A 26110-nucleotide genomic window follows, 5' to 3' on the forward strand; every position below is an offset into this window, starting at 1 on the left:
TGCAAATCTACCGCCGTTGTTTGGCCGTTTAGCCGCCTCCAAAAGAGCGGTTTTCAATCGAGATTAGCACTCGAAATCCTGTCAGCACCCAATTTGGCCGGACCGAAATCCAATTATTTAAACTTTTAAATCCAAAATTATGAGAGATTTTACTTTCCGTATCCGATGGCTGCTAACCATCATTTTTTTGTGTTTTTTTACCGCGCTTGCCAGCGCCCAGGACAAGCCGGTTTCTGGTAAAGTTGTCGACGCCGGGAACGGGACCCCACTGGTTGGCGTATCGGTAATGGTTACAGGCACAGCAAACGGTGTTGCTACCGATGCCGATGGCAAATTTACTATCAGCGTACCCCAAAAGGCAATTTTAAGGTTCCAGAGCATGGGTTATGCCGCCGTTAATATGGCGGCTGATTTTAGCGGCCCTATGGTGGTTAAAATGGCATCGGCCGGTAAAACCCTTGATGAAGTGGTTGTGGTAGGGTACGGCGTTCAGCGTAAATCAGACCTTACAGGCTCGGTAACCAGCATTAAGGCGGCTGATATTACCAAAATTGGCGGTAGCAATGCTGCCGAAGCTTTACAAGGCAAGGCGCCGGGCGTACAAATACTAAACCAGGGCGGCCCGGGCACGGCCCCATCTGTATTTATCAGGGGCTTAGGTACCAACGGCGATGCAAGCCCGCTTTATGTTGTTGATGGTATGATGGTGGCCAACATTACTTTCCTGGCCCCGGGCGATATAGAATCAATGGAAATATTAAAGGACGCCTCGTCTACCGCCATCTACGGCTCGCGCGGCGCAAACGGTGTTATCCTGGTTACTACCAAAAAAGGCAAAACAGGTAAACCGGTCATTAACTTTACTACCTCTCATGGCTTCCAGTTTCTGACACGTAAATACGATGTTGCCAACGGTAAAGAGTACGCGCAACTGGTAAACCTGTTTAAAACCAATGCCGGCGCATCCCCGGTTTATAATAACCTGGATACCATTGGTGCCGGTACCGATTGGATTAAAGAGGTAACCCAAAAAGGAATGGTGAGCGATTATGGCCTTTCGGTAGGCGGCGGTAACGAAAATGTAAATTATAATATCAGCGCCAGCTACCACAAAGAAGAAGGTGTTTTAAAATACACCGATTATAACCGCCTTACCCTGCGGGCCGATAACGGGTATAAATTAAGCAACAGGTTATCTATAGGGCACAACCTTTCACTGGCCAGCAGCAACTATAATGGCGATGGTGTTTCAAACACCGGTCGCGGAATAAACTCTATTTCCCGCATCTCGCCGTTGTTACCGGTTTATAACCCCGATGGGTCTTTTTCAAAAGGCCAGGATATTGATATTGTAAACCCCTTTGCCGAGTTGTATTATCATAAAGATAACAAAGTACATCCCCTGCAATTTGTAGGCAACGGTTATCTGAACTACAATTTGCTTGATGGCCTGGTATTTCGCAGCAGTTACGGGGTAGATTATACACAAAACAAAATAAACAAGTATACGCCATCTTACAATTTGGGGGCAAATCAAGCAAACCAAACCACTATCGAAAACGGGTATACTACCGTGTCATCGTGGTTATGGGAAAATACCCTTACTTATAACAAACAAATTGGCAAACACCATATTAATTTATTGGGTGGCTACACAGCGCAAAATACCAACTACGGCGGTGTTGACGTAACCGCCAGCGGACCGCTGACCACAACCGACCCCAATTACCGCTACATACAGGTGTATCCAACCACCAGCATCAATTCATTAGGCGCATTGCCTTCAAGCGAATCAATCCTGTCCTATCTTTTCAGGGCAAATTATAGCTACATGGACCGTTACCTGCTAACGGCTTCATTCAGGAGTGATGGTTCTTCAAAATTTGCTGATGGCAACAGGTGGGGATATTTCCCTTCGGTAGCATTGGGCTGGCGGGTATCCCAGGAAAAATTCATGGAAAACGTAACCTGGATCAGCAATCTTAAACTCCGCGGCAGTTGGGGGCAAACAGGAAGCAATAAAATTGCCAACTATCAAACCTATAGCACACTTAACCAGGAAACAACCTACGATGGCGTTTTTAACGGGGTATTTTATCCAATGGCAACCATAATTGCCGCTGCCAACCGCGATATTACCTGGGAAGTTTCACAACAATCCGATCTTGGTTTGGAGTTTACCACGCTTAACGACCGCCTGCGGATTGAAGCCGATTACTACAGGCGCGATACCAAAAACCTGCTCCTGGTGTTACCCATCCCCGGCGGCTCTACAGGAACAAGCGCTGCTTACTCAAATGCCGGAACAGTACGCAACAGCGGCTTTGAGTTCCAGGCAAGCTGGAACGACAGGGTTGGCCAGTTTAAATATGGTGTAACAGTTACCGGAAGCGCCAACAAAAATAAAATTCTTGATTTTAAAGGGTTAACATCCTACGCTTCAGATTTTATGGTGCCATCTACCCACATATCTAAACAGGGCTTTCCAATTGGCGATTTTTACGGATATAAATCGGCAGGGATAGTTCAAAGCCAGGCGCAAATTGATCAGTTAAATGCCGATGCGACTACCAAAAGTGGTGTCGCCGGCAAACAATACTGGTCGGGCCTTAAACCGGGCGACTTGCTATTTAAAGATATCAATGGCGATGGCTTTATTGATGGCAACGACAAAACAGATATCGGCTCGCCCTATGCAAAATTTGTTGGCGGTATTTCAATAACAGCTGCCTACAAAGGGTTTGATATCGCCATAGATATGATGGGTAGCTTTGGCGGGAAGATTTATAACGATTCGCGTAACCAGTTTGTAAGCTCGGGCCTTTCTAACCTTAATGTAGAGTGGCTTGACTCCTGGACCCCGACACATACCAATACCAGCATTCCCCGTTATGCCGTAAATACTTCAACAACACAATCGTCTGATTTCAACATTTTCGATGGTACTTACATTAAAGCGCGGTACATGGAATTAGGGTATACGTTTGGTAAAGCGGTAGTAAGCAAGCTGGGCATTTCAAGCCTGCGGATATACGTTAATGCAACCAATCCTTTTTATATCACAAAATACAAAGGGTTTTCGCCCGAGGTATCCAACGCTTACGGAGTATCAACCATCGGCGACGACTTCCGCACGTATCCTGTTTCGGGAACTGCAAGGCTGGGTATAAACTTAAATTTTTAAAAGCTTTCAGAATTTGAATTATGAAAAATATAGTAAAGATATTAATGCTGCTCAACCTGCTGGCTTTATGGTCGTGCAAAAAAAGCTTTCTTGATAAGCAGCCTTTAGGAGTGCTTTCCAGCGCTACCTTCTCTTCAGATACAACTACGCTTGGGTTGGCTGTTAACCGGCTGTACGGCTCAATTGCCTGGCGCGAATTCAGGATAGGCCAGCACCAGTATTCAACCAAAGAGATGTGCGGTGATGATTTTATAGTAGGCACCAACGCCGATTTTAGCGTATTCCAGAATTATAGTTTTTTAGCCGATAACTATATGATTGAAAGGTATTGGGGCAGGGCGTATGAAAATATTCACTATTGTAATGTGGTTATTGACCGTACGCCTACATTTGCCGCCCGCTATTCGGCCGAGTTGTATGAGGCGCAGGCTAAATATTTCCGCGCGTATTACAATTTTGATTTAACCAATGTTTTTGGCGATGCCCCTTTACGTGATCACGACCCGGTAACCCCTGCGGAGTACAACATTCCAAAAAGCTCGCATGCCGATATTATTAAACTGGTGATATCCGATTTAAAATATGCCATAGCTCATTTGCCCACCCGTTCACAATGGGGAACTGCCAACCTGGGCCGTGTTACCAAAGGTACGGCGCAAGGTTTATTGGCCAAAGTGTACCTGTATGATCAGGACTACGCCAATGCCAAAACTTATGCAGAGATGGTTATAAACGGCGGCGAATACAGCCTGTATAACGATTACCGGAATTTATTCAGCCCCGACCACTTGTACTCATCTGAAAACATGATGCCGGGCGGCCTGATTTATAACGCGTCGTTGCCTGCGGGCCGTCAGTATGCACCTTACCTGCAATACCAGGGTTTGCCTTCGTTGGGTGCAAATGGTGCTATATATCCATCGCCAAACCTGGCCAGCAATTACGAAAGCGGCGATCCGCGTTTTGCCGCCACGTTTTTTACCCGGACGGATATTATCCCCGGCTACAATAACAACCAGCCTGTGGTTTTCCCGTCAAATACCGATTACGCTAATAAAAAAGTAATATGGCCTTTTGCCTATTGGAATGCCGGAAACTTTAATTTTCAAAGTGTTAATCCGATGTACCTGCGCTATGCCGATATTATTTTAATAGATGCAGAAGCAAGCAACGAATTGGGTAACACTGCCGATGCGCTGAAATATTTAGAAATGATAAGGTACCGGGCCCGCGGTAATAAAACCTTTGCCGCATCGATAGCTGCCGGCGATAACGGCGGCGCCGGGATACTGCCTCAAATTATAACAACCGATAAAACAGCCCTGCGTTTAGCAATCTGGCATGAACGGCGTATTGAGCTGGCGCTGGAATTTAACAGGTGGTATGATTTGGTACGTTACAATAAAGTAGCCGCCGCAAACGGAAGCAGCGGAACGGGTTACACCGAAAACCTGCTGAAGAACGTTTATGGAAGAACAAACTTTAACTACACCAAGTTTAGCCATTTCCCAATACCGCAAACTTTTATAACCTCATCAAACGGTGTGCTTACCCAGAATAGCGCATGGTAAAAGTTAGGATGTAAAACATTAATATCCAATAAAAAAGCGGGGCCGCCAATAAAGGTAACCCCGCTTTTTTTATTACTGGGTGTATTAACTCAGCATGACGTGTTTCGGTATTATCCAAACATTGGCTTTGAACGCTGACTAAGACTCACCCGGCCGACGCTGCGCTGGGCCACCCTCTCTCCGGTTGAAGCCGCAAAGAGGGTTGAAGCTCTATTCTTTTGCCCCTCTATGCGGCTTCAGCCGGAGAGAGGGGCGACGGGCGAAGCCTCGTCGGGGTGAGTCGTCTCCGCCATACGATAAACGCCATTTTGCCGGGAAATTACATCTAAAGAATTGCTTTAAAACAATTCCCCGGTATTAACTATGGCCGGTAATAATGCACTGGCCAGATCCGCTGCTGGGCAAATGAAAATAATAATTTACCCCGCCGATATTCATCGTGTAGGTTTGATTAGGTAGCAATGTATATGCGCTGCCAATCCATAAAATATATGAACTTGTATGAGGGTCGACACTTTGTGTGTTGCCTTTAAATGTAAACGGTACAGGCCCAAGAAATGGGTTGTCAACCAGCGACCAGTTGAGTGAAACCCAGGGGTTGCTGGAATCATAACCGATAGTCCAGGTATAGCCTGTCGGAAAAGTTGCGTAGGGTTTTTTAAAGGCAACTTTCGCTTTGTGCGGTTTATGTGCTTTAGGCACAACGGTACTGGCATGCAACGATGTTGCAAGCGATAAACAAAATACTGCTGCAACAGCAGTAAGGCTGAAGAATTTTTTCATATGGTTATTTTTTTAAATTTTAGCTAAAATAAATGATGCTGCTGTTGTTGCACCTCTTAGCCAAAAATGGCGCAAACGATTGTTTTATAGAAAGTTATTAACAATTTGTCTGTCAGCGGTAGTCTACCGCCGACGCGCCGGATTTTAATTGTGCGCCTGTCGGTCTGAACCTGTAGAAGATGTGCGCGGAGAGGCCTTTGCCCGCTATGGTTCCGCTACCCATTACATGTTGTGTTTTCGAAGTGCGCGGCCTGTCACCCTGACTTGGGAAATTTTGCGGATTCTGAAGGTGGGAATGATATTCAAAAATAAAAGACTGTCATGCTGAGGTACGAAGCAGCTATTCGCGAACTTTTCCATCGGTCATGCATAGCTGATAGATCCTTCGTGCCTCAGGATGACAGGGGAATTGAACATGTGATGGGTAGCCTGTTGAAGACCCGCGGGTGAGGCCTCTGCCTGCTATGTTCAACAAGCTCACGATGACAGCCATTTTATGTCGTCAATCCCCGTTTCAGAACTTCCCCAATTTTCCTTTGCCCACGTGATGTGCCCGGATCCAAATGATACTGTTAGCTTTTTTTACTCGTGGCCACCCCATCCTTAACGCTCCCCGGCATTGCGATAAAATTTATACTATAATCAAAAAAATGGCGGCAAAATGAGTATCCAACCGGTATTTCAATGTCTTTACTATACTAATTAATAGCCGGGCAATAAAAATAAACCAATGGATTAAATGGCCTAAAGCCAGCATTAAATCAAAATTATGAACAATAAAACCAACACTTTATGAATGTTTTTTACCAAACAAAACACCATGTACTACGGCTGTTTGCTGTACTCGTGTTAATTGCCTGCTGGGCGACAGCATCGGCCCAAAACAAGGCCGTTACCGGTAAAATTATCGACGCCGGCACCGGCGAAGCCGTCATAGGCGCAACCGTACTGGCCGTAGGTACATCAAATGGGGTAGCCGCCGATTTGAACGGAACTTTTAAAATTGTAGTGCCCGCTAATGCATCGCTGCAGTTCAAGAGCATTGGCTATACATCAGTTACCGTGGCAGCCGATTTTGATAAGCCAATGATCATTAAACTGGAGCCATCAAACAAAGGCCTGGAAGAGGTGGTTGTGGTAGGGTACGGCCAACAAAAACGTGCTACCGTTTCCGGAGCCGTTGCAACCGTATCCTCAAAGGTTTTCCAGGACAGGGGGCCTATAAACAACCCGCTTGAATCATTGCAGGGCCAGGTTCCGGGTGTTGTGGTTACCCGCACGTCTGCCCAGCCGGGCCGGGAAAACTGGAACTTCCAGATCCGCGGGGCCACATCAACCAACACGCAGGATCCGCTTATTGTGCTGGATGGTGTAGCGCTGGTTAACAATGCCGAACTGAACTCCATCAACCCGAATGATATTGATAATATATCTTTCCTGAAAGATGCCGCCGCATCTATTTACGGTGCACGCGCGGCTTTTGGCGTAGTGCTTATCACCACCAAAAAAGCAAAGGCCGGCAAAATGGATGTTCAATATCTTTCTACCATATCGCAAAAGCGACTTGGCCTTCAGCCTATTTTGATCAATAACCGGCAGTGGGGCCAAAGTTTAAAAGAGGCCTTAACTAACGATAACTATGGCGTGGCCCCTACCAACTATCTTTGGTACCAACTGGCCGACCTGGCCACCCATCCGCCTGATTCCCTGTACATCGATATTACCAAATTACCAGGCTACGCCGGATCAGCCAATGGTGTTTTATATAACGGCACGCCGCTGCCATCGTTTGGCGATGTTAAGGACTTTACCTTTTTTGATACCAACATGCAAAAAATGTTATGGGGAAATGCCACATCAACCCAGCAGGACCTGAGCTTTTCGGGTTCAGGCGATCGTGGCGGCTACCGCGTATCTTTGGGCTACCTTAACGATGGAAGCCAGTTAAAATGGGGATTAAACGGAAACCAGCGTTATAACCTGCGTTTAAACCATAGCTATAAGTTTAGCGACAGGGTAAACCTGGAAACCAACATATCCCTTGAAAGGAATAATATACAGCAGCCCACACTATATAGCTACGGGGGCTACAGCGCACTAAGCAACTACGGCCAGCCTGGCTTGCCTGCGTTTACTTCAAAAGGGCAGCCCTATGCCTGGGGAACGGTTTACAGCGCCCCTGCATTGCTTAAATATGGTGGCGATAACAAAGAGTCGAACAGCAGGGCCCTGTTAAATTCAACTTTTACTTACAATTTTGCAAAACACCTTACATTTACCGCGGTAACCGGCTATCATGTATGGTACCAGGACAGCAGGATACAGCAAAAGCAGGTACAGTTTTACAACTATGCCGGTAACCTGTTGATACAAACCAACCCTATAGCAGGCGGCAGCGGCGGCAACAGTACATTTTATAACCGCAGCAATATCACCGAGCCTTATTATAACCTTGCAGGCAGGGTATCGTACGATAACGTGTTTAACAAGGTTCATGCAGTAGGGGTAATGCTCGGAAGCTCCTATGAGCGCGATGAGTATAATTATTTTACCACGCGTACTTACAACCTGGGCAGCGATGATATCCCGTCGTTAGGAACCGGTGTTACCAGCGGTACTGCCGGCTTTGTAACCAATGGCGAAACCCAGAATCATTATGCCCTGGGATCGTATTTTGGCCGTGCAACATATACCTACAACAGCAAATATAACCTGGAGGTACAGGGCCGTTATGACGGCTCATCAAAATTTATCGCTGATAAAAGGTGGAAGATATTTGGTTCGGTACTGGGTTCATGGCTTATATCCGAAGAGTCGTTTGTTAAAAACCTGAACATCTTCACTACCCTTAAACTGCGGGTAAGTTACGGAACCACCGGCAGCCAGAGCGGCATAGGTTTGTATGATTACTTACAGTCGCTTAATGTAAACAGTGGCGGCGCATTACTCGGCAATAACCTGGCTACCTCTGTAACCACCACAGGAAACCTGGTTTCCCTTAACAGGACCTGGGAAACCGTTGTTAAAAAGAACCTGGCATTGGATTTCGGCATTTTAAACGACCACCTTTCGGGCTCTTTTGACATCTACAGAAATGAAAACAATAATATGCTGCTTGGCCAGCTATACCCGGGTGTACTTGGAGCCGGCGCACCGGCGCAAAACATAGGAACCTTACATACCTGGGGTTATGAGGGCAGCCTTACCTGGCGGTCAAACATTGGTAAATTAACCTACTCGGTTAGCGGTACAATTACTGATAATCAAAATAAGCTGGTGCATTATGGCGGGGCAAATGTTATTGGCCCGGGATATAACTACACAGTAGAAGGGTATCCCCTTGGATCGTACTTCGGCCTAAAATATGGAGGCAAGCTTCAAACCCAGGCCGAAGTTGATGCTTATAACGCCCAATACGCGCCTGCCGGAAGCACTAATAACGTTGGCCTTCCCATACCATCGGCGCTTGCCAATCCGGCCGGCCAGATGAGTGGCCTGCGCCCCGGCGATAATAAGTTTGTAGATGTTAACGGCGATGGTAAATTGAGTATAGGCGGCACTACAGCCGATAAGGGCGACCTTGTTTACCTGGGATCGGATAACCCGAGGTACAGTTACGGGCTTAACCTTGGCTTGCAGTGGAATGGTTTTGATTTTTACTCCATTTTCCAGGGAGTTGGCAAACGGGCTGTATTGCGTACCGGGTCAACAGCAAATTTCAGCGTGCCTTTCCTGTCTATTTTCCAGGGTCAAACAACGTCATATTTGGGCAATGTATGGTCTCCCGAAAATCCGGACGCTTATTATCCAAACCTGCATTCGGCACAAAACAACGGTATCAACAACTATAATTATCAGCCATCAACCTGGCGTGTGCAAAACGGCGCTTATGTACGGCTTAAAAACGTGGTGCTTGGCTACACCATACCTAAAAGCCTGCTTGCACACACACATGCCATAAAAGGGCTCCGGATTTATTTTTCGGGCAGCGACCTGTGGGAAAAAACCTATATACATGACGGCTGGGACCCTGAAGTTACCCGGACAGTGGCCGGTAACGAAAGGTACCCCTTTTACCGTTACATCACCCTTGGCGTAAACGTGACTTTTTAATTTAAAAAACGATATCAAATGAAGACGAAATATATCAAGTTCATGTCGGTTATAGGGGTTGCCTTTGGCTTTACTATAATGTCATGTAATAAAACGCTCAACTTAAAGCCGCTTGACCAATTATCAGATGCGGCCTACTTTAAATCACCAACAGATTATAAAACTTTTGCCAACCAGTATTACGGTTATCTTAAAAACTTTACCACCATTAATGGCTTGTCTGACAACCCACATTCCGACGGACGATCGGACCTGTTTGGCGGCGGTGGCGTGTACGGCTCGGGAACCAACATTGTACCGGTTACCGAAGCAAATTTTGGAAATGCCGGAAACTGGAACGTAGACTATGGCCGGATAAGGGCTACCAATTACCTGCTGGATAAGGCCGCATCATACCCAAGGCCAGCCGAAATAGCCCAATATGTGGCTGAAGCAAAATTCTTCCGCGCCTATATCTATTTTGATCTTTTGCAGCAATATGGTGGTGTGCCACTGATTACCAAACCGCTTGACCTTACCTCGCCAGAGTTGTTTGGCGCCAGGGCCACCCGCGATCAGATAGCCGATTTGATTATAGCCGACCTGCAGGCCGCCATACCCGACCTACCGGTTTCGCTACCGGCCAACTCGGCAAATTTTGGCCGTGTAACCCAGATGGCAGCCCAGGCATTTTTAAGTCGCGTTGCACTTTATGAAGGTACTTGGCAAAAATTCAGGTCGGGCGATGCGGCACGGTATAATGCCTTGCTTGATAAATCTATAGCAGCAAGCACCGCCGTTATGGCCAGTAACCAGTATGCATTGTTTGGCACTGCAGCTTCAAACGCGCTTGGCGGCAACAGCACCATACTGGGCGACTCCTGCCTGAAATATTTATTTATACTTGAAAACATCAAATCAAACCCGGCCGGTATAACCAAAACCGCTAACCATGAATACATACTTTCGACCAGGTACGATGACGTGCTGAAGCCGATTAACGTATTTGTGAGCCGTAGCAGTACGGCAACCGGTGTGGGGCAAAAATTTGTAAATATGTTTTTGTGTAACGATGGCCTGCCGGTTGAAAAATCGCCGCAATTTGGCGGCTTTCAAACCTATTTATCAGAATTCCAGAACCGCGATAACCGTTTAAAATACACCATTAAAATTACTTACCAGTACTACTGGTACAGCATAAATGGTCGCGTTAACTGGACCGGAGATGCGGCCGACAGGGCAAATTCGCTGGGGCCGGCAAAACCTTACGGCTATGGCAATCAAAAATGGATATCAGAAAGACAATTGGTAGATGGTCAGGAATCGGAAGATTACCCGGTAATCCGCTACGCCGAAGTATTGCTTAACTATGCCGAAGCGGTATATGAGCGAAACGGAATGATTTCTGATGCTGACCTCAACAAATCTGTAAACCTTGTCCGCCTGCGCTGCAACTCCACCAACGGCATGCCGGGGCTTAGCAACGCCCTGGTAAATGCCAATAACCTGGATATGCGTACCGAAATAAGAAGAGAGCGTACGATAGAACTTTATGACGAAGATTTTAGGTTTGACGATATTAAGCGCTGGCACAGCGGCACAACGGACCTGGTAACCAACATAGGCGGTACCGCTTATGACAATGCTGCAGGTTTTGTAAGCCCATGGCCGGTATCATATAAATACACAGGCACCCAGGCACAATTAGGCCCTGATGCTGTAAAACCAGTACCCACAAACGCCAAAGACGCCAATGGCAACCTGATCATCGATCAAACGGCCAGGTTATTTGCCGAAAAAAATTATTTATACCCCCTTCCATCCCAACAAATTACGTTAAACCCCCAACTAACCCAAAATCCGGGTTGGTAACTGAGTTGCGGGGGCCCTGCCCCCGCAATTTTTTTTTAATGACAGGTGATGCAGGTTTACTGTGATTATATAAAACCGGTTAATTAATTTAATGGATGATACTATTTATTAAACAGAATATCAGGATATTAGCGTAAGTTTTGTACAGGCCGATATTAAAAACAAACACCATAGAATAATAAAGGTTAAACCCGGTTTCCGGGTAAGCTATTTAGGGGCCTAAAAATATTTTAAGATGGAGAAAAAGAAATCTGACGAATTTGAACCAGCTTTCCATATCAGGAAACCCGAGGTTAGCCAGCTCCGGATTAAGCGGCACTGGGAGTCAATTTTACCCTTGCTTAAACAAAAAAAAGATCCGCCTGCACCAAAAGGGAAGCCCTGAGCTGCTCCTGATTTTATATGCCATCCGCTGCCCCATAGTCTGCGCCTCTCCATGCCCTTCCCCAATAGTTTGATGCTTTGCCAATTATCATAACAAGGCCGCTGATTGCCTTGTGCGCTAAGTTAAGGCTGAATTGTACCCCTGATATCAAAAAAATGCTTCTAAACCGGTTTTTTAGGCTTTTTTGGCTGGTTTACGTATGTCGATTGGTTATTTTATAGCCTTTCTATCGCCCAAAATCCACTCATATTAGCTACTGTAAACCAATTATCCGACAATCGAAAAATGCCCGGGCCTATTTTTTTTTCAGCCTGATTTTATATGGCCGTTTTCCGGGAGTTGCAGGAACTAATATCAATTATAACCAAGCATTTTTATGAACAAGAATGACCAGTTAGCAATACGTTGGGAAAAAACCCGGCAAGGGGATGTCAGTGAATTCGGGGCTATTCACCATGAGTTGTACCCGCTGCTTTATCATTACCTGCTGAAAATTACCCGCGACGAAATTGTATCAGAAGACCTGCTGCAGGAACTGTTTATAAAAATGTGGGAACGTAAGGAAAGGCTTGGCCCCATACATAATGTGAAGGTGTACTTTTTTAAGGCGGCGCGATCTCTCGCACTCAATTATTTTAAGCGTCAAAAGAACCATTTACCAATAACCGACGATCAGCGCGAAATTGATCTTGCTTTTTCCCAGGAAGAAATTTGGGTGAACAGCGAAAATGACCTTGAATTTAACAGGCTGCTCGCCCTTGCCCTGAATGCTTTGCCCAAAAGGCAAAAAGAAATGGTGTTTTTAAAATATTTTGACGGCTGGACCTACGAACAGATAGCCGAAGTAACCGGTATAAATTACCAATCGGTAGTAAACCACATACACCGGGCTATGCAGCAGCTGCGCAATAACCTGGTGTATGATAAGCGGGTACAATCCTGTCGTGTAGCAGTTTAAACGCTGCCGTTAGGTGCGATAACTGCAAGTTCCTGTCCCCACGGGGTCTCTTTGAAAAAGGACCTAGCGGTTGTACAAAGCCGGTCATAATCCTGAAGCCACGTTGATGTAAGATGATCGGGTACCTCAGGGCCCTCTACCGAGAAATCCTGAGGGGACGGTGAAGGCGAGGGGAACGCTTATTCTTTTGCTTTTTCGTTTCCGCAGGATACCATACATGTACCAGGAACTCATTTATCCGCAGCGCTGCGATTTTCATTTTATCCCCCTTTAAACTTAACTATTGATTAATCTGCAACCTCTTTTTGGTTAATCATCCCCCTTCCGCAGAAGTTTATATAACAGAGATTTGTAATCAGTTACTAACCATCTGCCATTATAAACCGAAGCCTGCCCTGTTTGCAGGAAGTATTTAATTGTGCAACAACACAGTTAAGCTGTGCTATGGCAGCTGGTGCTTACATGCAATTAATTAAACCAATAATACTTAACCATTTATTATGAGATCAAAATTGCTATTACTGTTTTGTTTTTTTTGCCTGCTTCCTTTCTGGAGCTGCAGGAAATCAGCAAATCCTGCCGCAACTATTGCAGACAGTGTTAAAACCGGGAAATCGTCAAAATTAAAGGTAGCTGCCATCAGCCCTTTTGTTCATCCGGGCCTGCTGCACACCGAGGCCGATTTTATCCGCATGCAAACCATGGTGTCGGCGGGTACCGAACCCTGGCTTTCGGGCTGGAACAAGCTTACCGCAAACTCGCACTCCTCATCAACTTATGTGATGAAAGGGCCGGTAGATACAGTATACAGGGGGTCCGGCTCGCCCGAAAATTATTCTAAACTATACAATGATGTAGCGGCAGCGTATCAAAATGCCCTGCGTTGGAAAATTAACGGCGATGTGGCCTGCGGCAATAATGCCGTGGCTATTATGAATGCCTGGTCATCTACGCTCAAGGCCATATCGGGCAGTGCCGATAGGTGGCTGGCCGCGGGTATTTATGGCTATGAGTTTGCCAACGCCGCTGAAATTATGCGCTCATACAGCGGGTGGGCGGCGGCCGATTTTACCCGGTTTCAAACCATGATGCTTACGGTGTTTTACCCCATGAACCACGATTTCCTGGTGAGGCATAACGGTGCATGCATTACCAATTACTGGGCAAACTGGGACCTTTGCAGCATGGCCTCCATCTTGTCTATCGGCATCCTGTGCGATGATGCCGCCAAGTACAATGAGGCCGTTACTTATTTTAAAACCGGTGCAGGCAATGGCGCTATTGATCATGCAGTACCTTTCTTATACACAGGCGGCCTTGGCCAGGGCCAGGAAAGTGGCCGCGACCAGGGCCACCAGTGCCTTGATATTGCCCTGCTTGGCCCGTTTTGCCAAATGGCCTTTAACCAGGGCGATGACCTGTTTGGTTACGAAAGCAACAAGACACTGGCGGTAAGCGAATATACAGCCAGCTATAACCTGGGCAATACCGTGCCGTTTACAACCTACAACTGGGGCAGTGGCACTACCTGCGCGGCAAATTCGCAAACGGTAATTTCCGAGTCGGGGAGGGGCAATATCCGGCCGTCGTGGGAGTTGATTTATAACCATTTTGCCAATGTAGCCGGGGTTACGGCCACCTATAGTGCCCAGTATGCCACCAACATGAGGCCCGAAGGCGGGGGCGGCGATTATGGCAGCACAAGCGGCGGCTACGATCAGCTGGGGTTTGGCACCCTTACTTTTACAACAACCACACAGCCCATCGCCAATGGTACCTATCACCTCCTGAACCGGGCAAGCGGCAAATACCTGGATAACCTGGGCGCCACCACCAATGCTGCAAATGTAGGGCAGTGGGCCAGCAGCACTTCCGGTAATCAAAAATGGGCGCTATCCTATAGCGGCGGATATTACAAGCTTACCTGCGTATCCAGCAGTAAATGTTTGGATAGCAATGCCAATACTGCCGATGGCTCAAATGTTACCCAATGGTCAAGCGGTACGTCGCCAAACCAGCAATGGGTAATTGTACCGGTAGGGTCATACTACAAAGTTGTAAACCGTACCAACGGCAAATGCCTTGATACCGGCGGCGGTACCGCCAATGGCTCCATTATGCAGTTTTGGGGCAGCAACAGCAGTCTTAACCAGCAGTGGTCTATTGTGCCGTGAGTGGTGAGTGGTGAGTAGTGAGTGGTGAGAAGTGAGTGGATGAGTGGTGAGTGGTGGGTGAATGAGTGTCTGAAGTTCTGAGTCTCAAGTTCTAAGTCTGAAGCAGGGTTTGCCCTTTTTTTAACTTAGGGCTTCTGGCTTAGGACTTCAGACTTTAAGCATTATTTATTGAGTATTAAAACCGTGGTTGGTTGTCATTGCATCAGGTAGTTTAACTTTTAAACCGATTAACCATTGTAACCTGCTATTAAACCTGATGAAAAAATTAGTTATAAAAGATATTGCCGAACAATTGCAGGTGTCAAAATCAACCATTTCATTTGTTTTGAACGGTAAAGCCCGGCAGCACGGCATTAGTATTAAGCTGGAAAATAAAATATTAAAGTATGTTGAAAAGGTAGGCTACCAGCCAAGCCGCATTGCCGTGGGGCTTAGTACCGGCAAAAGCAAAACAATCGGGATGCTTGTTGAGGATATTTCGGACCCGTTTTTTTCTTCAATCGCCCGCGTTGTTGAACGGTCGGCCCTCTCGTCGGGTTACCGGGTTATTTATGGCAGTACCGAAAACGATACCGTACAGGCTATCGACCTGTTGCAGGCTTTTCGTAACCATAACGTAGATGGCTATATTATTGCGCCGCCGCCCGGGATAGAAAATTACATCCAGGAACTGATAACCGATGGCTTTCCCGTTGTTGTATTTGACCGCGACCTGCCCGGCCTTAACTGCGATAAGGTGCTGATTGATAATTTCGACGGCGCTTTGCAGGCTGTAGAACACCTGGTGGCCCGGCAGTTTAAAAATATTGCCATGGTTACCCTGTTATCAAGGCAAAACCAGATGGAAGAGCGCACCAACGGCTATTTAAAGGCGATAGATGATGCGGGACTGGCTAAAAAGATTAAACAAATTCCCTACGACCTGGAAAAGCCAAAATGTGTCGAGGTTATCAGGAAGTTTTTAGCGGGCCAAAAAACTATCGATGCGGTTTTTTTTTCCACCAACTACCTTGCCCTGAGTGGCATAGAAGCCATCAGGCAGCTTGGGCTGCGGGTTGCCGAAGATATAGGCATTGTTGTTTTTGATGATAACACCAATTTCGAATTATTCAGCCCGTCCATTTCGGCTGTTGCCCAGCCTGTGAAACAAATAGGGGAGCAGGTAACCCAAATAATGCTTAACCGCCTGCAAGCAAACACCCCGGCCGGTTTTGAGCGGGTGGTTTTAAAAACCACATTAATAGCCAGGGAATCGACGGTGAATGAGGTGCCGGCACTCGTTAAATAGCATTGGCAGGAGAAAATGCCCGTCGTTACCAAATCCCTTACCGCGTTAACAGGCATTTTTTTTGACTTTTGACTTTTGAATTTTAACTTAAACCATGGCGTACGCCGCCGATAGAAGCGGCGCCAGGCTTTTTGTTCATACTGCACAGGCCTTATTCACATTGACCGGTATCCACGCCAATCCTTTACGCGAACTGCCGGGTATACAAAAAACTCCCGGATGCAATTAAACATCCGGGAGTTTTGTCCTCCCGATAGGCAGCGGCAAAAAAGTAGTTATAAACTGCAGGCATAGCCGCCGGGGATTTGCTTTTTTTCCTGATTTCTGTTAGCTTTAACCTAAGCTTAAACCTACTGCCTGAACTATCGTAAAAAAAGTATCATGAAAAAAATTTTAATGAGCGCGGTTGCCTTAACGGTTTTCTCGCTGTCGATCATCTTATTTCAAATAAGTTGTAAAAAAGATGTCCTTGCCGATGTAACGCCAGGTTCGTCGTCTATCAAGGGACTGTGGATTGGCACTTATACCACTGATACACATCCCGACCTTGGCGAGCAATATTTCAGCTTGATTATTAAGCCTGACGGCACCATGATTGCCGATACCAAGGGCGAGGCACAGCAACATTTAGCCCCCGGTACCTGGACATTAAAAGGCGACACCCTGACCTGTACGTTTACATGTGTTTATGGAATTGCCTCCAATATCGGGATAACCGAAACTGCCATTGCCGTTTGGGATAAAACCACCAAATTACACGGCATATGGAAAAATTCTCCTACCCCTATCGGATCAGGAATTATTACCTTGACTAAGGTTGACTAAGGGTAGATGCGAGATTCTTTGATCCTGGCTAAAAATGGCGTAGGCCCGCAACGAAGTTAATTCTTTGTCCGGTAGTCCGTCTTAAACTACGTAAAACTACCTACGTAAATACCGTATTTTAACGGGCATAACCGGTGAAAATATTATTGATATTTATTAAAACATTTAATACATATCATCATAACCTTAAACCAGATTAACATGCCCGCATTACCTCTTATCAAACTGAACAGCAAAGGCCAGGCTGTAGAAAACTGGCAGGATTTTTTAATTGGCCAGGATTTATTAGATGAACCTTCTGACGGGGATTTCGGCCCTTTAACTTTAGCTGCTACCATCGCGTTTCAAAAAATGGCAGGCCTGCAGCCTGATGGCGTGGTTGGTAATAAAACCTACGGCGCAGCCATGCAGATGGGTTTTAACGGCGTACAGGACGATAGGACAGGCAAGGAAGGCGCCAACTGGCCGCCAAAACCCGATTTTAAGCCATTAGTAAGCAATGCCGAGCGCCAGGCTGTTTTTGGTGAGTTTAAATTTGTGGCCGATCCGCAACCGGGCGACAAAGAACATATCAGGGTAACGGATAACTGGGCAAAGGATAATATTATTATGGTGCCGGTGCCGCAATTAAAAAACATTAGCGGCGGTTCGCATATCCAGTTTCATCAACTGGGGGCCAAACAGCTCATGAAACTCTGGGCAGATTGGGAACGGGCAGGTTTGCTCCACCTGATCCTTATTTGGGACGGATCATATAACCCAAGGTTCGTTAGGGGTAGCACCAAAACTTTAAGTAACCATGCATTTGGGTCGGCGTTTGATATCAATGCAAAATGGAACGCCTTCGGTTCGCAACCTGCATTAGTGGGCCAAAAAGGATGCGTGAGGGAGTTGGTAACCATAGCCAATGACAACGGTTTTTATTGGGGAGGACATTTTACCAGACCAGACGGAATGCATTTTGAAGTGGCCCGTATCCTGCCGTAATTGCTCTTTAGCCTTTTTAAGGCAGTATTTAACCTAAACCACTGCCTTTAGTACATGCCTTGTGCCGGCTCATTTTTGCTGCACAAACCCTGGCTCAAGGGAAGGCATAAAAAAGCTGTCGCTTACCGGCGACAGCTTTTTTGCTTAGCAAAAATGTACTTAAGCTTCAATAAAAGCCAAAAGGTCTTTATTAATGGTGTCGGCTTCTGTGGCCGGCATACCGTGAGGGAAACCCGGATATGAAATCAACGTGCCGTTTTTTAATAGTTTAGCTGCCTTTGCACCCGAAATAGGGAAGGGGACAATCTGGTCGTCTTCGCCATGCAACACCAAAACAGGGATGTCTACGCTTTTAAGGTCTTCGGTAAAATCTGTTTCTGAGAAAGCTTTGATGCCGTCGTGCTGTGCTTTTACGCCGCCCATCATGCCCTGGCGCCACCAGTTGTCTTGTATGCCCGGTTTTATATTGGCGCCTTCGCGGTTATAGCCATAAAATGGTACGGTAAAATCTTTAAAGTATTGGGCGCGGTTAAAAGCTGTGCCCTGGCGTATCTCATCAAATATTGCCATCGGAACACCGTCGGGGTTGCTGTCAGTTTGAACCATCAGTGGCGTAACCGCGCTGATGAGTACTACTTTGGCCACACGGCCTTTGCCCAGGTTGGCTGCATAATGGATAGCTTCGCCGCCACCTGTTGAATGGCCTATGTGTACGGCATCTTTTAAATCAAGGGCCTCGGTAAGTGCGGCCACATCGGCTGCATAGGTGTCCATATCGTGTCCGCCGGCAACCTGGGTAGATCTGCCGTGACCGCGGCGGTCGTGGGCAATCACCCGGTAGCCTTTTTTAAGGAAAAACATCATCTGCGCATCCCAGTCATCGCCAGATAGTGGCCAGCCATGATGAAATACCAGTGGTTTTCCTGTACCCCAGTCTTTGTAATAAATTTCGGTTCCGTCTTTTGTGGTGATAGTGCTCATGTTTTCAATTTTTAAGTGATGTATTTGTTTTGTGATACAAATGTGCAGCTTTTTGGGTTTAGCTGCACTTGATATAGATTAAGAAATGAAAATTTGTGTGCGAAATTCATCCTGTATTTAGCGTAAGGCTTGAGTGCCGGAAATGTGCGATGGCAGACTTATGAGGGGAAATTTGTATCTGAGTATCTAAGGTTCGTTTCATTTCTATGACATTGTGATTAAATAAGCTAAATTTATTGCTTTAAATATATAATTATGGCCTTATCCAAAAGTCGGTGTTATTGGTTGAAAGGAACATGTGTTTTAAACCTATTCGTTTTTTTACTCGGCATATGTTGTTTATTCGGCTATTTATCCTGCAAAAAAAACACTGCCGATTCCTCTTCTCCAGATAAAAAACCAGTAATACCATCAATACTTGCTATAACCAGCCTAAGTAATAGTTCAGGGCCGTTCAACGCCGTTGTGACCATAAGAGGCACCGGATTCGGCAAAGACACAACGCAGAATAAGGTTACTTTTAACGGTAAGCCCGGAAAAATATTAAAAGTAACCGACACAGCCATTACCGTAAAAGTACCCAAGGGCGCAGGCACAGGAGTGGTGGCTGTAGTGTTAAAAAATTCAAAGGCAACAGGGCCGGTATTTACTTATCAATATACAATAACTAATGTATACACTTTTGTAGGGAATAGCAGCGACGTATCGGTTGACGGGACAGGAACAAATGCTTCATTCCATGGCTTTAGAAGTATCACAGCCGACAAGCTCGGGAATATTTACATAAGCGATCCATCAGACCATATCATCCGCAAAATCACCGCAAATGCGGTGGTAACTACTTTAGCAGGCAGTGGTAAAGCTGGATTTGCTAATGGAAAAGGACGACTGGCTTCGTTTAGTACGCCCTCTGGTATCGTAGCCGACAGTATAGGCAATGTGTTTGTTAATGACTTGGGTAATCGCCTGATCAGGAAAATCGCCCCGGACGGCACCGTAACAACCCTTGCTGGCAGCATTACTAATCCTGTTGTCGATGGAAAGGGGCCGGCGGCCGGGTTTTCAGGACAATTAAATGCAATCACCATTGATCAATACAATAACTTGTATGTGCTGGACGACAATAACTTCCGTAAAATAACCTCGGAGGGCGTGGTTACCACCTTACCGCCAAAGTTTCCGGGAAACGCAGTAACCGGTCTTGCTATTGATAAAAACGGAGTGTTTTACATGAGCGCTGGCCATACTATCATTAAAATTTTGCCTTCGGGCCCGGTAAGCCTTTTTGCAGGTACCGACCTGCAAGGTGCGCGAAACGGCCCGGGCCTGCAGGCTGCATTTTATTTTCCAACAGGTATCGCCTTTGACAAAGCAGGCAATCTCATGGTAGCAGATACAGACAACTGGATGATCCGGATGATAAGCCCTTCGGCCTATGTGACCACTTTAACCGGCAGACCGAACAGTGGCTACCCAACCGTAGACGGCCCGGCAGATGTTGCAACCTTTTATGCACCGTTTACAATAGCTTTCGATGCATCTGGTAACCTCTTTATTGCTGACCAGGATCACAGAATAAAGAAGGCTGTGTTTGAATAACTAAAACAAAGTATACAGGGTATCTGAATCGCAAGGAACATATTACAGAGCTGGTAAAAAAGGCATAGCTTTACCGAAAGGTTTTAGGCTTAATGACACTCATCATGTTTTTCTGAAGAACGTCACAAGTCCGCCGTCACTCACCTCTACTACGCAGGGCGTGCGCCGAGGGTGATTAGCCTGTCATCTTATTCATTTCCATTTTGCTACATGTTAAAGAGCCATGGTATTAAATTAAGAAGAACAGAAAAACAAAAAAGGAGAGGCTTACCTACCCCTCCTTTTCATTTTTATTAATAACCCGGATTTTGGTACATCTTAACGGGGTTAAGTTTGTACTCATCAAACGGAATAGGATAATAACGGTCTTTTGTACTAAAGTTGGCTACCTGGGCCAAACCAAAGTCGGTTTGTTTTTTGGCTTTAAAGTAAGCCACCAACTCATCTGTAGTAAATGTACGCAGCAAATCAAACCAGCGGTGGTGCTCAAAGGCCAGCTCAACACGGCGCTCATGTAAAATAGCCAGCTTAAGTGTTGGGTATCTTGAAGCATAATCGCTATTGGTCATTGATACAGCATAGGTTGGCATGCCTGCGCGGGTACGTACCTGGTCTAAGAATCCGGTTGCAGTTGCTGCATCACCAAGATAGTTGTTTACTTCGGCAAGCGACAGGATTACATCGGCATAGCGCATCAAAATCCAGTCGTTACCACCATAGCCATTAACACCGGCAGCGTTACTAACATCCCTGAATTTGGTAACAAACCAATCTTTAACAATAGGGTCGTTAGCGTATTTAACAGAAAAGGTCATTCGTGGATCGTTAGTTTCGTACTCATTTATCAAATCGTGGGTGACATTATAGCCCGCGCCAGATGATGGTTTTTGCGAGTTGATAGTTTCGCCTTTCGCCTGGAAATTGGCAGCTATTGCTGAACTGTAGTTAAGATCACCCTGGATGTTCACAATCTGGAAGATCAGCTCCGGGCAGGTTGTTTTCTTGCTTACATCAAAAACATCGGTGTAAGGAATGCTGTTTAGCGCGCCAAAATTACGCATGTTGTAAGCAGCCATTAAGGCTGTTTTGGCGTTGTTTAAATTAGTGGTTCGGTTAGCCTGATCTAAAGTAGTAGCCATGGTAAGGTATGCCTGGCCCATCAGGAAATTAGCCGCTGCTTTTGATGCCCTGCCGGTTGATGCCTGCAAATTTGGAAGCGGGCTGTTAACAACGTCTGTTAAATCGGCTATTATTTGCTGGTAAACCGCATCCTGCTTTACCCTGAAAGTTGAGGCGGCCACATCGGCGGCAGATGATAGTTGTTTGGTTACCAAAGGTACATCACCCCAAAGGCGCACCAGTTCAAAATAAGTAAATGCACGCAAGAATTTGGCCTCGGCAGCATACTTCAACTTTAAGTTATTATCCGGAAAGCTAACCTGGTCGATGTGCGATAACACCACATTGGCACGGCTAACAGTGGTATACAGTGATACCCAGTGGGCTTTTAAATAAGTATTGCTTGGCAATATAGAAAAGTTATTGAACTGGAACGGCTCGCCCGCGTTTGACTGGTTATCGTTAGTGCCGGTATCATCCGAACGCTGATCTGTCCACAAATCACTTCCCTCGCCAACATTGTTACCGCTGCGCATTGATTGATAAATGCCGTTTACAGCCAGCAACACGTCGTTTGGTGTTTTGTAGCTTGCGTCAACGGTTACCGCGTTGGGGTCGCTTTCATTTAAAAAGTCTTTTTTACAAGACGGGCTTATGGCCACAACCGCAGCAAGGCAGGCGATGGCTAAAAATTTCTTATTCATTTTTATATCTCTTAAAAAATTTATCAAAAAGTAACGTTTACACCTAAGTTGTATGACCTAACCAGCGGATAGGTACCATAATCGATACCAGGCGCAAGGTTGGCAGGCTGCGTGTTGTTTGATGCGGCACCAGAGTAGTTATAATCTACATCGGGGTTATAGCCTTTATATTTGGTTATAGTAAACGCGTTAACTACGCTTGCAAAAACACGTGCCTTGGTAAGGCCCAAAGTGTTTTGCAAAAAGCTCGGCAGGGTATAACCTAATGTTAAGTTGGTACAACGCAGGTACGAGCCGCTTTGCAGGTAAAAGGTTGATAAACGGGTACTGTTACTTTGCGTACCGGCACGCGAAGCGCGGTAAAAAGAGCCATCGCCCGGGTTTTGTGCATTCCTGTACCTGTCGGCTACGTTGGCGTATTGATTGCCCGATCCCTCGCCGTTATACAGGTAATAGTCCTGTCCATCCAGGATCTGGTTTCCGTATGATCCGTTGAAGGCAGCGCTTAAATCAAAATGTTTATAAGTACTGTTTAAGGCAAAACCGTAAGTAAATTTGGCATATGGCGAACCGATAATACCTTTATCGGCATCGTTTACAATCCCATCATGATTGGTATCAACAAACCAGAGGTCGCCTATTTTAGCAGGGTTGGTTTGTGAGGCAGACGGTGCGGTTTTACCTAAATTATCGGCAGTAATTATACCACCAACTTTAAAGCCATAAAACATCCCAATTGGCTGCCCTTGTGTAGTGATGCTGGTAAGGTATGATCGCTCGGCACCGTTTATGATCAGGGTGTTGTTTGATGGTAGTTTAACAACTTTATTCCGGTTTAATGAAATATTACCGCTTGCACCAAAAGTGAAATCCTTATTGTTAATGATCTTTCCGTCTACCTGGAAATCAAAACCGCTGTTACGGATTTTGGAATCGCGCAGGTTGGTTAGTATCGTTGTACTGCCCGATATTGCCGAAATTGGCTGGTTATACAACAGGTTGTATGAATAACTCAGGTAATAGTTGGCAATAATTGAAAGGCGACCTTTGAACAGGGAGATATCGGTACCAAAGTTATATTGCGAGGTAGTTTCCCAACTTAAGGTATTATCTTTAATCCCACCCGGATAGGTTGCTGTTACAGCGCTGTTACCATCAAGCACGGTGCCAGTGGGTGTTGCCAATGTTTGTTGTATGGCGTAGTTAGGGATATTGAAGTTACCGCTTTTGCCCCAGCTTGCGCGGATTTTAACAGTTGATTGATCGCCAAGGAAGTTATGGTAAAAATCTTCGTCGGACAAATTCCAGCCGGCAGCAACCGATGGGAAGTAGCCATACTTATTGGCCGGCCCAAAACGTGATGAACCATCGGCACGGAACGATGCGGTTAAAAAGTATTTACCCGCGTAGTTATAGTTAGCGCGCCCAAGGTATGACAACAGCGTATATTCACTCTTATAAGCAGAGTTTAAAGCAAAGTTAGCTGCCAGGGCACCCCTGTTTGATATTTCGGGAATTGCATCATTTTGGAAGCCGTTTGCTTTTACGCTGATATAATCGGCAGAGGTAATTTGCGCGGTGTAACCAGCCAGGGCGTCAAAATGGTGCTTGCCAATTTGCTTGTTGTAATTTAAGGTAAACTCGGCAAGCCTGTCAACAGTTACCAGGTTTGAAGCCTGCGCATTAGCGGCCAAAATTGATTGTTGTGATCCCGGAGGGAAAGCACCACTGCTTAACGTGGTTGGATAATAATAATCATACTTCTCGGTATAGGTTTCGGTACCCAGGTTTGTTTTAAAATCAAGATCTTTCGTTATATGGTACGTAGCGGCCGCGTTGTAATGGCCACGGTAGCCTTTCCTGTTAATTTTAATACGCTCGGCGAGTGCCACCGGGTTTTCAATGCCCTGGTAACCATACTGGGTTGAACCGGCGGCTTCGGCATTGGTGGCTAATGAACCATCGGCATTATAGGCGGGCAGGTAAGGCATGTAAATAAGCGCGCCAAGAATTGGGCTGTGGTCAAAACGACCTTCCTGTGTTTCCTGGTTGGTATTTTGGGTGTAAGCTACATTGGCCGCAATGTGGATGCGCTTGCTTACATCGCCATCAATATTTGCGCGGAAGTTATAGCGCTGCTGGCCGGTACTTTGAATAATACCCGGCTGGTTTTGGTATGAACCACTCACATAGTAACGGATATCACTTGATGCGCCCGAAAACGACAGCGTATGCTTTTGCATAAAAGTATTGCGGTACAACTCATCCTGCCAATCGGTATTTACGGTTTGCTTAATAGGGGTTTGCGTAGCGAAATTATATAAGCCATCGGGGATACTTACGCTGCCGGTGTTACCTACATTGGTTACACGGGTTGCGTTCGGGTCAGAATACATGGCATCATTCCAGGTATGGCCGGTGTTTACCCAAAGATCATGGTAGGCGTTGTTACGGCCATCTATTACCAGAAGTGCAGCCTGGTCGGCATTCAGCAGTTTTACTTTGTGGGCCAGCTGGTCAATCCCGGTTTGCACATCGTATTCAAAACGGCCTTTGCCCTGTTTACCTTTTTTTGTAGTGATTAATACCACGCCGCCAGATGCGCGCGAACCGTAAATAGCGGCCGATGCAGCATCTTTTAATACGTCGATACTTTCCACGTCTTCCGGGTTAATGTAGATGTCATTTGATGGGTAACCGTCGATAACGTACAAAGGATCAGAACTGGCATTGAACGAGCCGATACCCCTAACCCTGATTTTTGGGCTGGTATATGGCGCACCGCCTGTTTGCGATACCTGCACCCCCGATACCTTGCCAACAAGCGCCTGCCCCAGTGAAGGAGAAGAAAGATTTAAATCGCTTGATTTTACGCTGGCAACCGAACCGGTAACATCGCTTTTACGGATAGTTTGGTAACCAATGGCTACAACCTCGTTAAGCATGTTGGCCTGTGGCACCAGTTTAATATTTATATTGGCCTGGTCGCCAACGGTTATTTCCTTTGGCAGGTACCCAATAAATTTAAAAACAAGCACAGCACCTGGTTCTGCTGATATACTATATTTTCCGCTCACATCTGTTGATGTACCTTTATTGGTGTTTTTGATCATTACTGATACGCCAGGCAGGGGTTGGTTGGTTTCGTCGGTTACGGTACCAGATACTTGAATAGCCTGGTTAGCGGCAATTTTAATAAGGGTTGCAGCGTTTGAGTTAAACGCGGTTGCCATGATCATGAGGCAGGTAAAAGGTTTTAGCAAAAACCTTCCAAAAAGATCACGGATAATCTTTTTATTCATATTTTTAAAAGTTGATTGTTAGGAAATGACAGTAAAGCTTTCGACCGCTTTTTTAGTTTTTTGACAATTATTCCGGGAGCCGTGTGAATGTTAGCGCATTCACCGGTTTCTATGTTTTATCGCCGGCTATCGATGTTAAGTTTAAATTAATGTTACATAGGCATTTAAATTAAAATACATGGCAGATTTTAATATTATCACAATAATCATTGCCTTGTGATAATATAATATTAATTATAGATTATTAATATTGCAGTAATGGCAACAAAATTAAACCAGCTATCTT

The 26110-nt window shown here is 45.8% G+C and carries 16 protein-coding genes; 12 read left to right on the top strand and 4 right to left on the bottom strand.

The window, feature by feature from the left end:
* The first annotated feature begins 139 nt into the window (after positions 1-139).
* The gene (locus tag BMX56_RS13185; protein WP_090648137.1) at positions 140-3184 is read left to right on the top strand and encodes a SusC/RagA family TonB-linked outer membrane protein; all 3045 of its coding nucleotides are present in this window, start codon (positions 140-142) and stop codon (positions 3182-3184) included.
* A 20-nt stretch (positions 3185-3204) separates the two neighbouring features.
* A complete protein-coding gene (locus tag BMX56_RS13190) occupies positions 3205-4755 on the top strand; it encodes a RagB/SusD family nutrient uptake outer membrane protein (RefSeq protein WP_090648141.1) in 1551 nt (516 codons plus the stop codon).
* 357 nt (positions 4756-5112) lie between these two features.
* Here the strand turns inward: BMX56_RS13190 and BMX56_RS13195 are convergent, their stop codons facing one another.
* Positions 5113-5538 carry a hypothetical protein gene (locus BMX56_RS13195; protein WP_090648145.1) on the bottom strand — a complete coding sequence of 142 codons (426 nt, stop codon included), beginning with the start codon at positions 5536-5538 and terminating at the stop codon, positions 5113-5115.
* 792 nt (positions 5539-6330) lie between these two features.
* On the opposite strand from BMX56_RS13195, the gene BMX56_RS13200 reads away from it, so the two are divergent.
* The 9 genes from BMX56_RS13200 to BMX56_RS13230 all read left to right on the top strand — a co-directional run bounded on the left by BMX56_RS13200 (position 6331) and on the right by BMX56_RS13230 (position 18119).
* Entirely contained in the window at positions 6331-9651 is a 3321-nt protein-coding gene (locus BMX56_RS13200; protein ID WP_090648149.1) for a SusC/RagA family TonB-linked outer membrane protein, read from the top strand.
* An 18-nt stretch (positions 9652-9669) separates the two neighbouring features.
* Positions 9670-11502, top strand: coding sequence for a RagB/SusD family nutrient uptake outer membrane protein (locus BMX56_RS13205; RefSeq protein ID WP_090648153.1), 1833 nt, complete (start codon positions 9670-9672; stop codon positions 11500-11502).
* Between the two features lie 235 nt (positions 11503-11737).
* Positions 11738-11887, top strand: coding sequence for a hypothetical protein (locus tag BMX56_RS30165; protein ID WP_177183800.1), 150 nt, complete (start codon positions 11738-11740; stop codon positions 11885-11887).
* A 376-nt stretch (positions 11888-12263) separates the two neighbouring features.
* Entirely contained in the window at positions 12264-12845 is a 582-nt protein-coding gene (locus BMX56_RS13210) for an RNA polymerase sigma factor (RefSeq protein WP_090648160.1), read from the top strand.
* Between the two features lie 500 nt (positions 12846-13345).
* Positions 13346-15019, top strand: coding sequence for an RICIN domain-containing protein (locus BMX56_RS13215; protein ID WP_177183801.1), 1674 nt, complete (start codon positions 13346-13348; stop codon positions 15017-15019).
* A 256-nt stretch (positions 15020-15275) separates the two neighbouring features.
* Complete coding sequence (locus BMX56_RS13220) at positions 15276-16307, top strand: LacI family DNA-binding transcriptional regulator (RefSeq protein WP_255369841.1); 1032 nt, start codon at positions 15276-15278, stop codon at positions 16305-16307.
* 94 nt (positions 16308-16401) lie between these two features.
* On the top strand, positions 16402-16536 hold the full coding sequence (locus tag BMX56_RS30515; RefSeq protein ID WP_255369842.1) for a hypothetical protein: 135 nt from the start codon (positions 16402-16404) through the stop codon (positions 16534-16536).
* Between the two features lie 152 nt (positions 16537-16688).
* A complete protein-coding gene (locus BMX56_RS13225) occupies positions 16689-17132 on the top strand; it encodes a hypothetical protein (protein WP_090648169.1) in 444 nt (147 codons plus the stop codon).
* 201 nt (positions 17133-17333) lie between these two features.
* Entirely contained in the window at positions 17334-18119 is a 786-nt protein-coding gene (locus tag BMX56_RS13230) for a M15 family metallopeptidase (RefSeq protein ID WP_090648180.1), read from the top strand.
* Between the two features lie 159 nt (positions 18120-18278).
* Here BMX56_RS13230 and BMX56_RS13235 read toward each other — a convergent pair whose 3' ends face one another.
* Positions 18279-19100 (bottom strand): alpha/beta fold hydrolase, encoded by an 822-nt coding sequence (locus BMX56_RS13235; protein WP_090648185.1) that lies wholly within the window; start codon positions 19098-19100, stop codon positions 18279-18281.
* Between the two features lie 255 nt (positions 19101-19355).
* Here BMX56_RS13235 and BMX56_RS13240 point away from each other — a divergent pair, with 255 nt between their 5' ends.
* Positions 19356-20699, top strand: coding sequence for an IPT/TIG domain-containing protein (locus tag BMX56_RS13240; protein ID WP_090648188.1), 1344 nt, complete (start codon positions 19356-19358; stop codon positions 20697-20699).
* 293 nt (positions 20700-20992) lie between these two features.
* Here the strand turns inward: BMX56_RS13240 and BMX56_RS13245 are convergent, their stop codons facing one another.
* Both BMX56_RS13245 and BMX56_RS13250 read right to left on the bottom strand, forming a co-directional pair.
* Positions 20993-22522, bottom strand: coding sequence for a RagB/SusD family nutrient uptake outer membrane protein (locus BMX56_RS13245; protein WP_090648199.1), 1530 nt, complete (start codon positions 22520-22522; stop codon positions 20993-20995).
* A gap of 23 nt (positions 22523-22545) precedes the next feature.
* On the bottom strand, positions 22546-25824 hold the full coding sequence (locus tag BMX56_RS13250) for a SusC/RagA family TonB-linked outer membrane protein (RefSeq protein WP_090648209.1): 3279 nt from the start codon (positions 25822-25824) through the stop codon (positions 22546-22548).
* Positions 25825-26110: the final 286 nt, after the last annotated feature.

Origin of the sequence: Mucilaginibacter sp. OK283, assembly GCF_900110415.1 — a bacterium.
Lineage (GTDB): Bacteria > Bacteroidota > Bacteroidia > Sphingobacteriales > Sphingobacteriaceae > Mucilaginibacter.

Coding starts and splice junctions, on each gene's coding strand:
- BMX56_RS13215 (WP_177183801.1), top strand. CDS start 13,346: ATGAGATCAAAATTGCTATTACTGTTTTGTTTTTTTTGCCTGCTTCCT.
- BMX56_RS13205 (WP_090648153.1), top strand. CDS start 9,670: ATGAAGACGAAATATATCAAGTTCATGTCGGTTATAGGGGTTGCCTTT.
- BMX56_RS13190 (WP_090648141.1), top strand. CDS start 3,205: ATGAAAAATATAGTAAAGATATTAATGCTGCTCAACCTGCTGGCTTTA.
- BMX56_RS30515 (WP_255369842.1), top strand. CDS start 16,402: ATGGCGTACGCCGCCGATAGAAGCGGCGCCAGGCTTTTTGTTCATACT.
- BMX56_RS13240 (WP_090648188.1), top strand. CDS start 19,356: ATGGCCTTATCCAAAAGTCGGTGTTATTGGTTGAAAGGAACATGTGTT.
- BMX56_RS13195 (WP_090648145.1), bottom strand. CDS start 5,538: ATGAAAAAATTCTTCAGCCTTACTGCTGTTGCAGCAGTATTTTGTTTA.
- BMX56_RS13235 (WP_090648185.1), bottom strand. CDS start 19,100: ATGAGCACTATCACCACAAAAGACGGAACCGAAATTTATTACAAAGAC.
- BMX56_RS13250 (WP_090648209.1), bottom strand. CDS start 25,824: ATGAATAAAAAGATTATCCGTGATCTTTTTGGAAGGTTTTTGCTAAAA.
- BMX56_RS13200 (WP_090648149.1), top strand. CDS start 6,331: ATGAATGTTTTTTACCAAACAAAACACCATGTACTACGGCTGTTTGCT.
- BMX56_RS13230 (WP_090648180.1), top strand. CDS start 17,334: ATGCCCGCATTACCTCTTATCAAACTGAACAGCAAAGGCCAGGCTGTA.
- BMX56_RS13245 (WP_090648199.1), bottom strand. CDS start 22,522: ATGAATAAGAAATTTTTAGCCATCGCCTGCCTTGCTGCGGTTGTGGCC.
- BMX56_RS13225 (WP_090648169.1), top strand. CDS start 16,689: ATGAAAAAAATTTTAATGAGCGCGGTTGCCTTAACGGTTTTCTCGCTG.
- BMX56_RS13185 (WP_090648137.1), top strand. CDS start 140: ATGAGAGATTTTACTTTCCGTATCCGATGGCTGCTAACCATCATTTTT.
- BMX56_RS13220 (WP_255369841.1), top strand. CDS start 15,276: ATGAAAAAATTAGTTATAAAAGATATTGCCGAACAATTGCAGGTGTCA.
- BMX56_RS13210 (WP_090648160.1), top strand. CDS start 12,264: ATGAACAAGAATGACCAGTTAGCAATACGTTGGGAAAAAACCCGGCAA.
- BMX56_RS30165 (WP_177183800.1), top strand. CDS start 11,738: ATGGAGAAAAAGAAATCTGACGAATTTGAACCAGCTTTCCATATCAGG.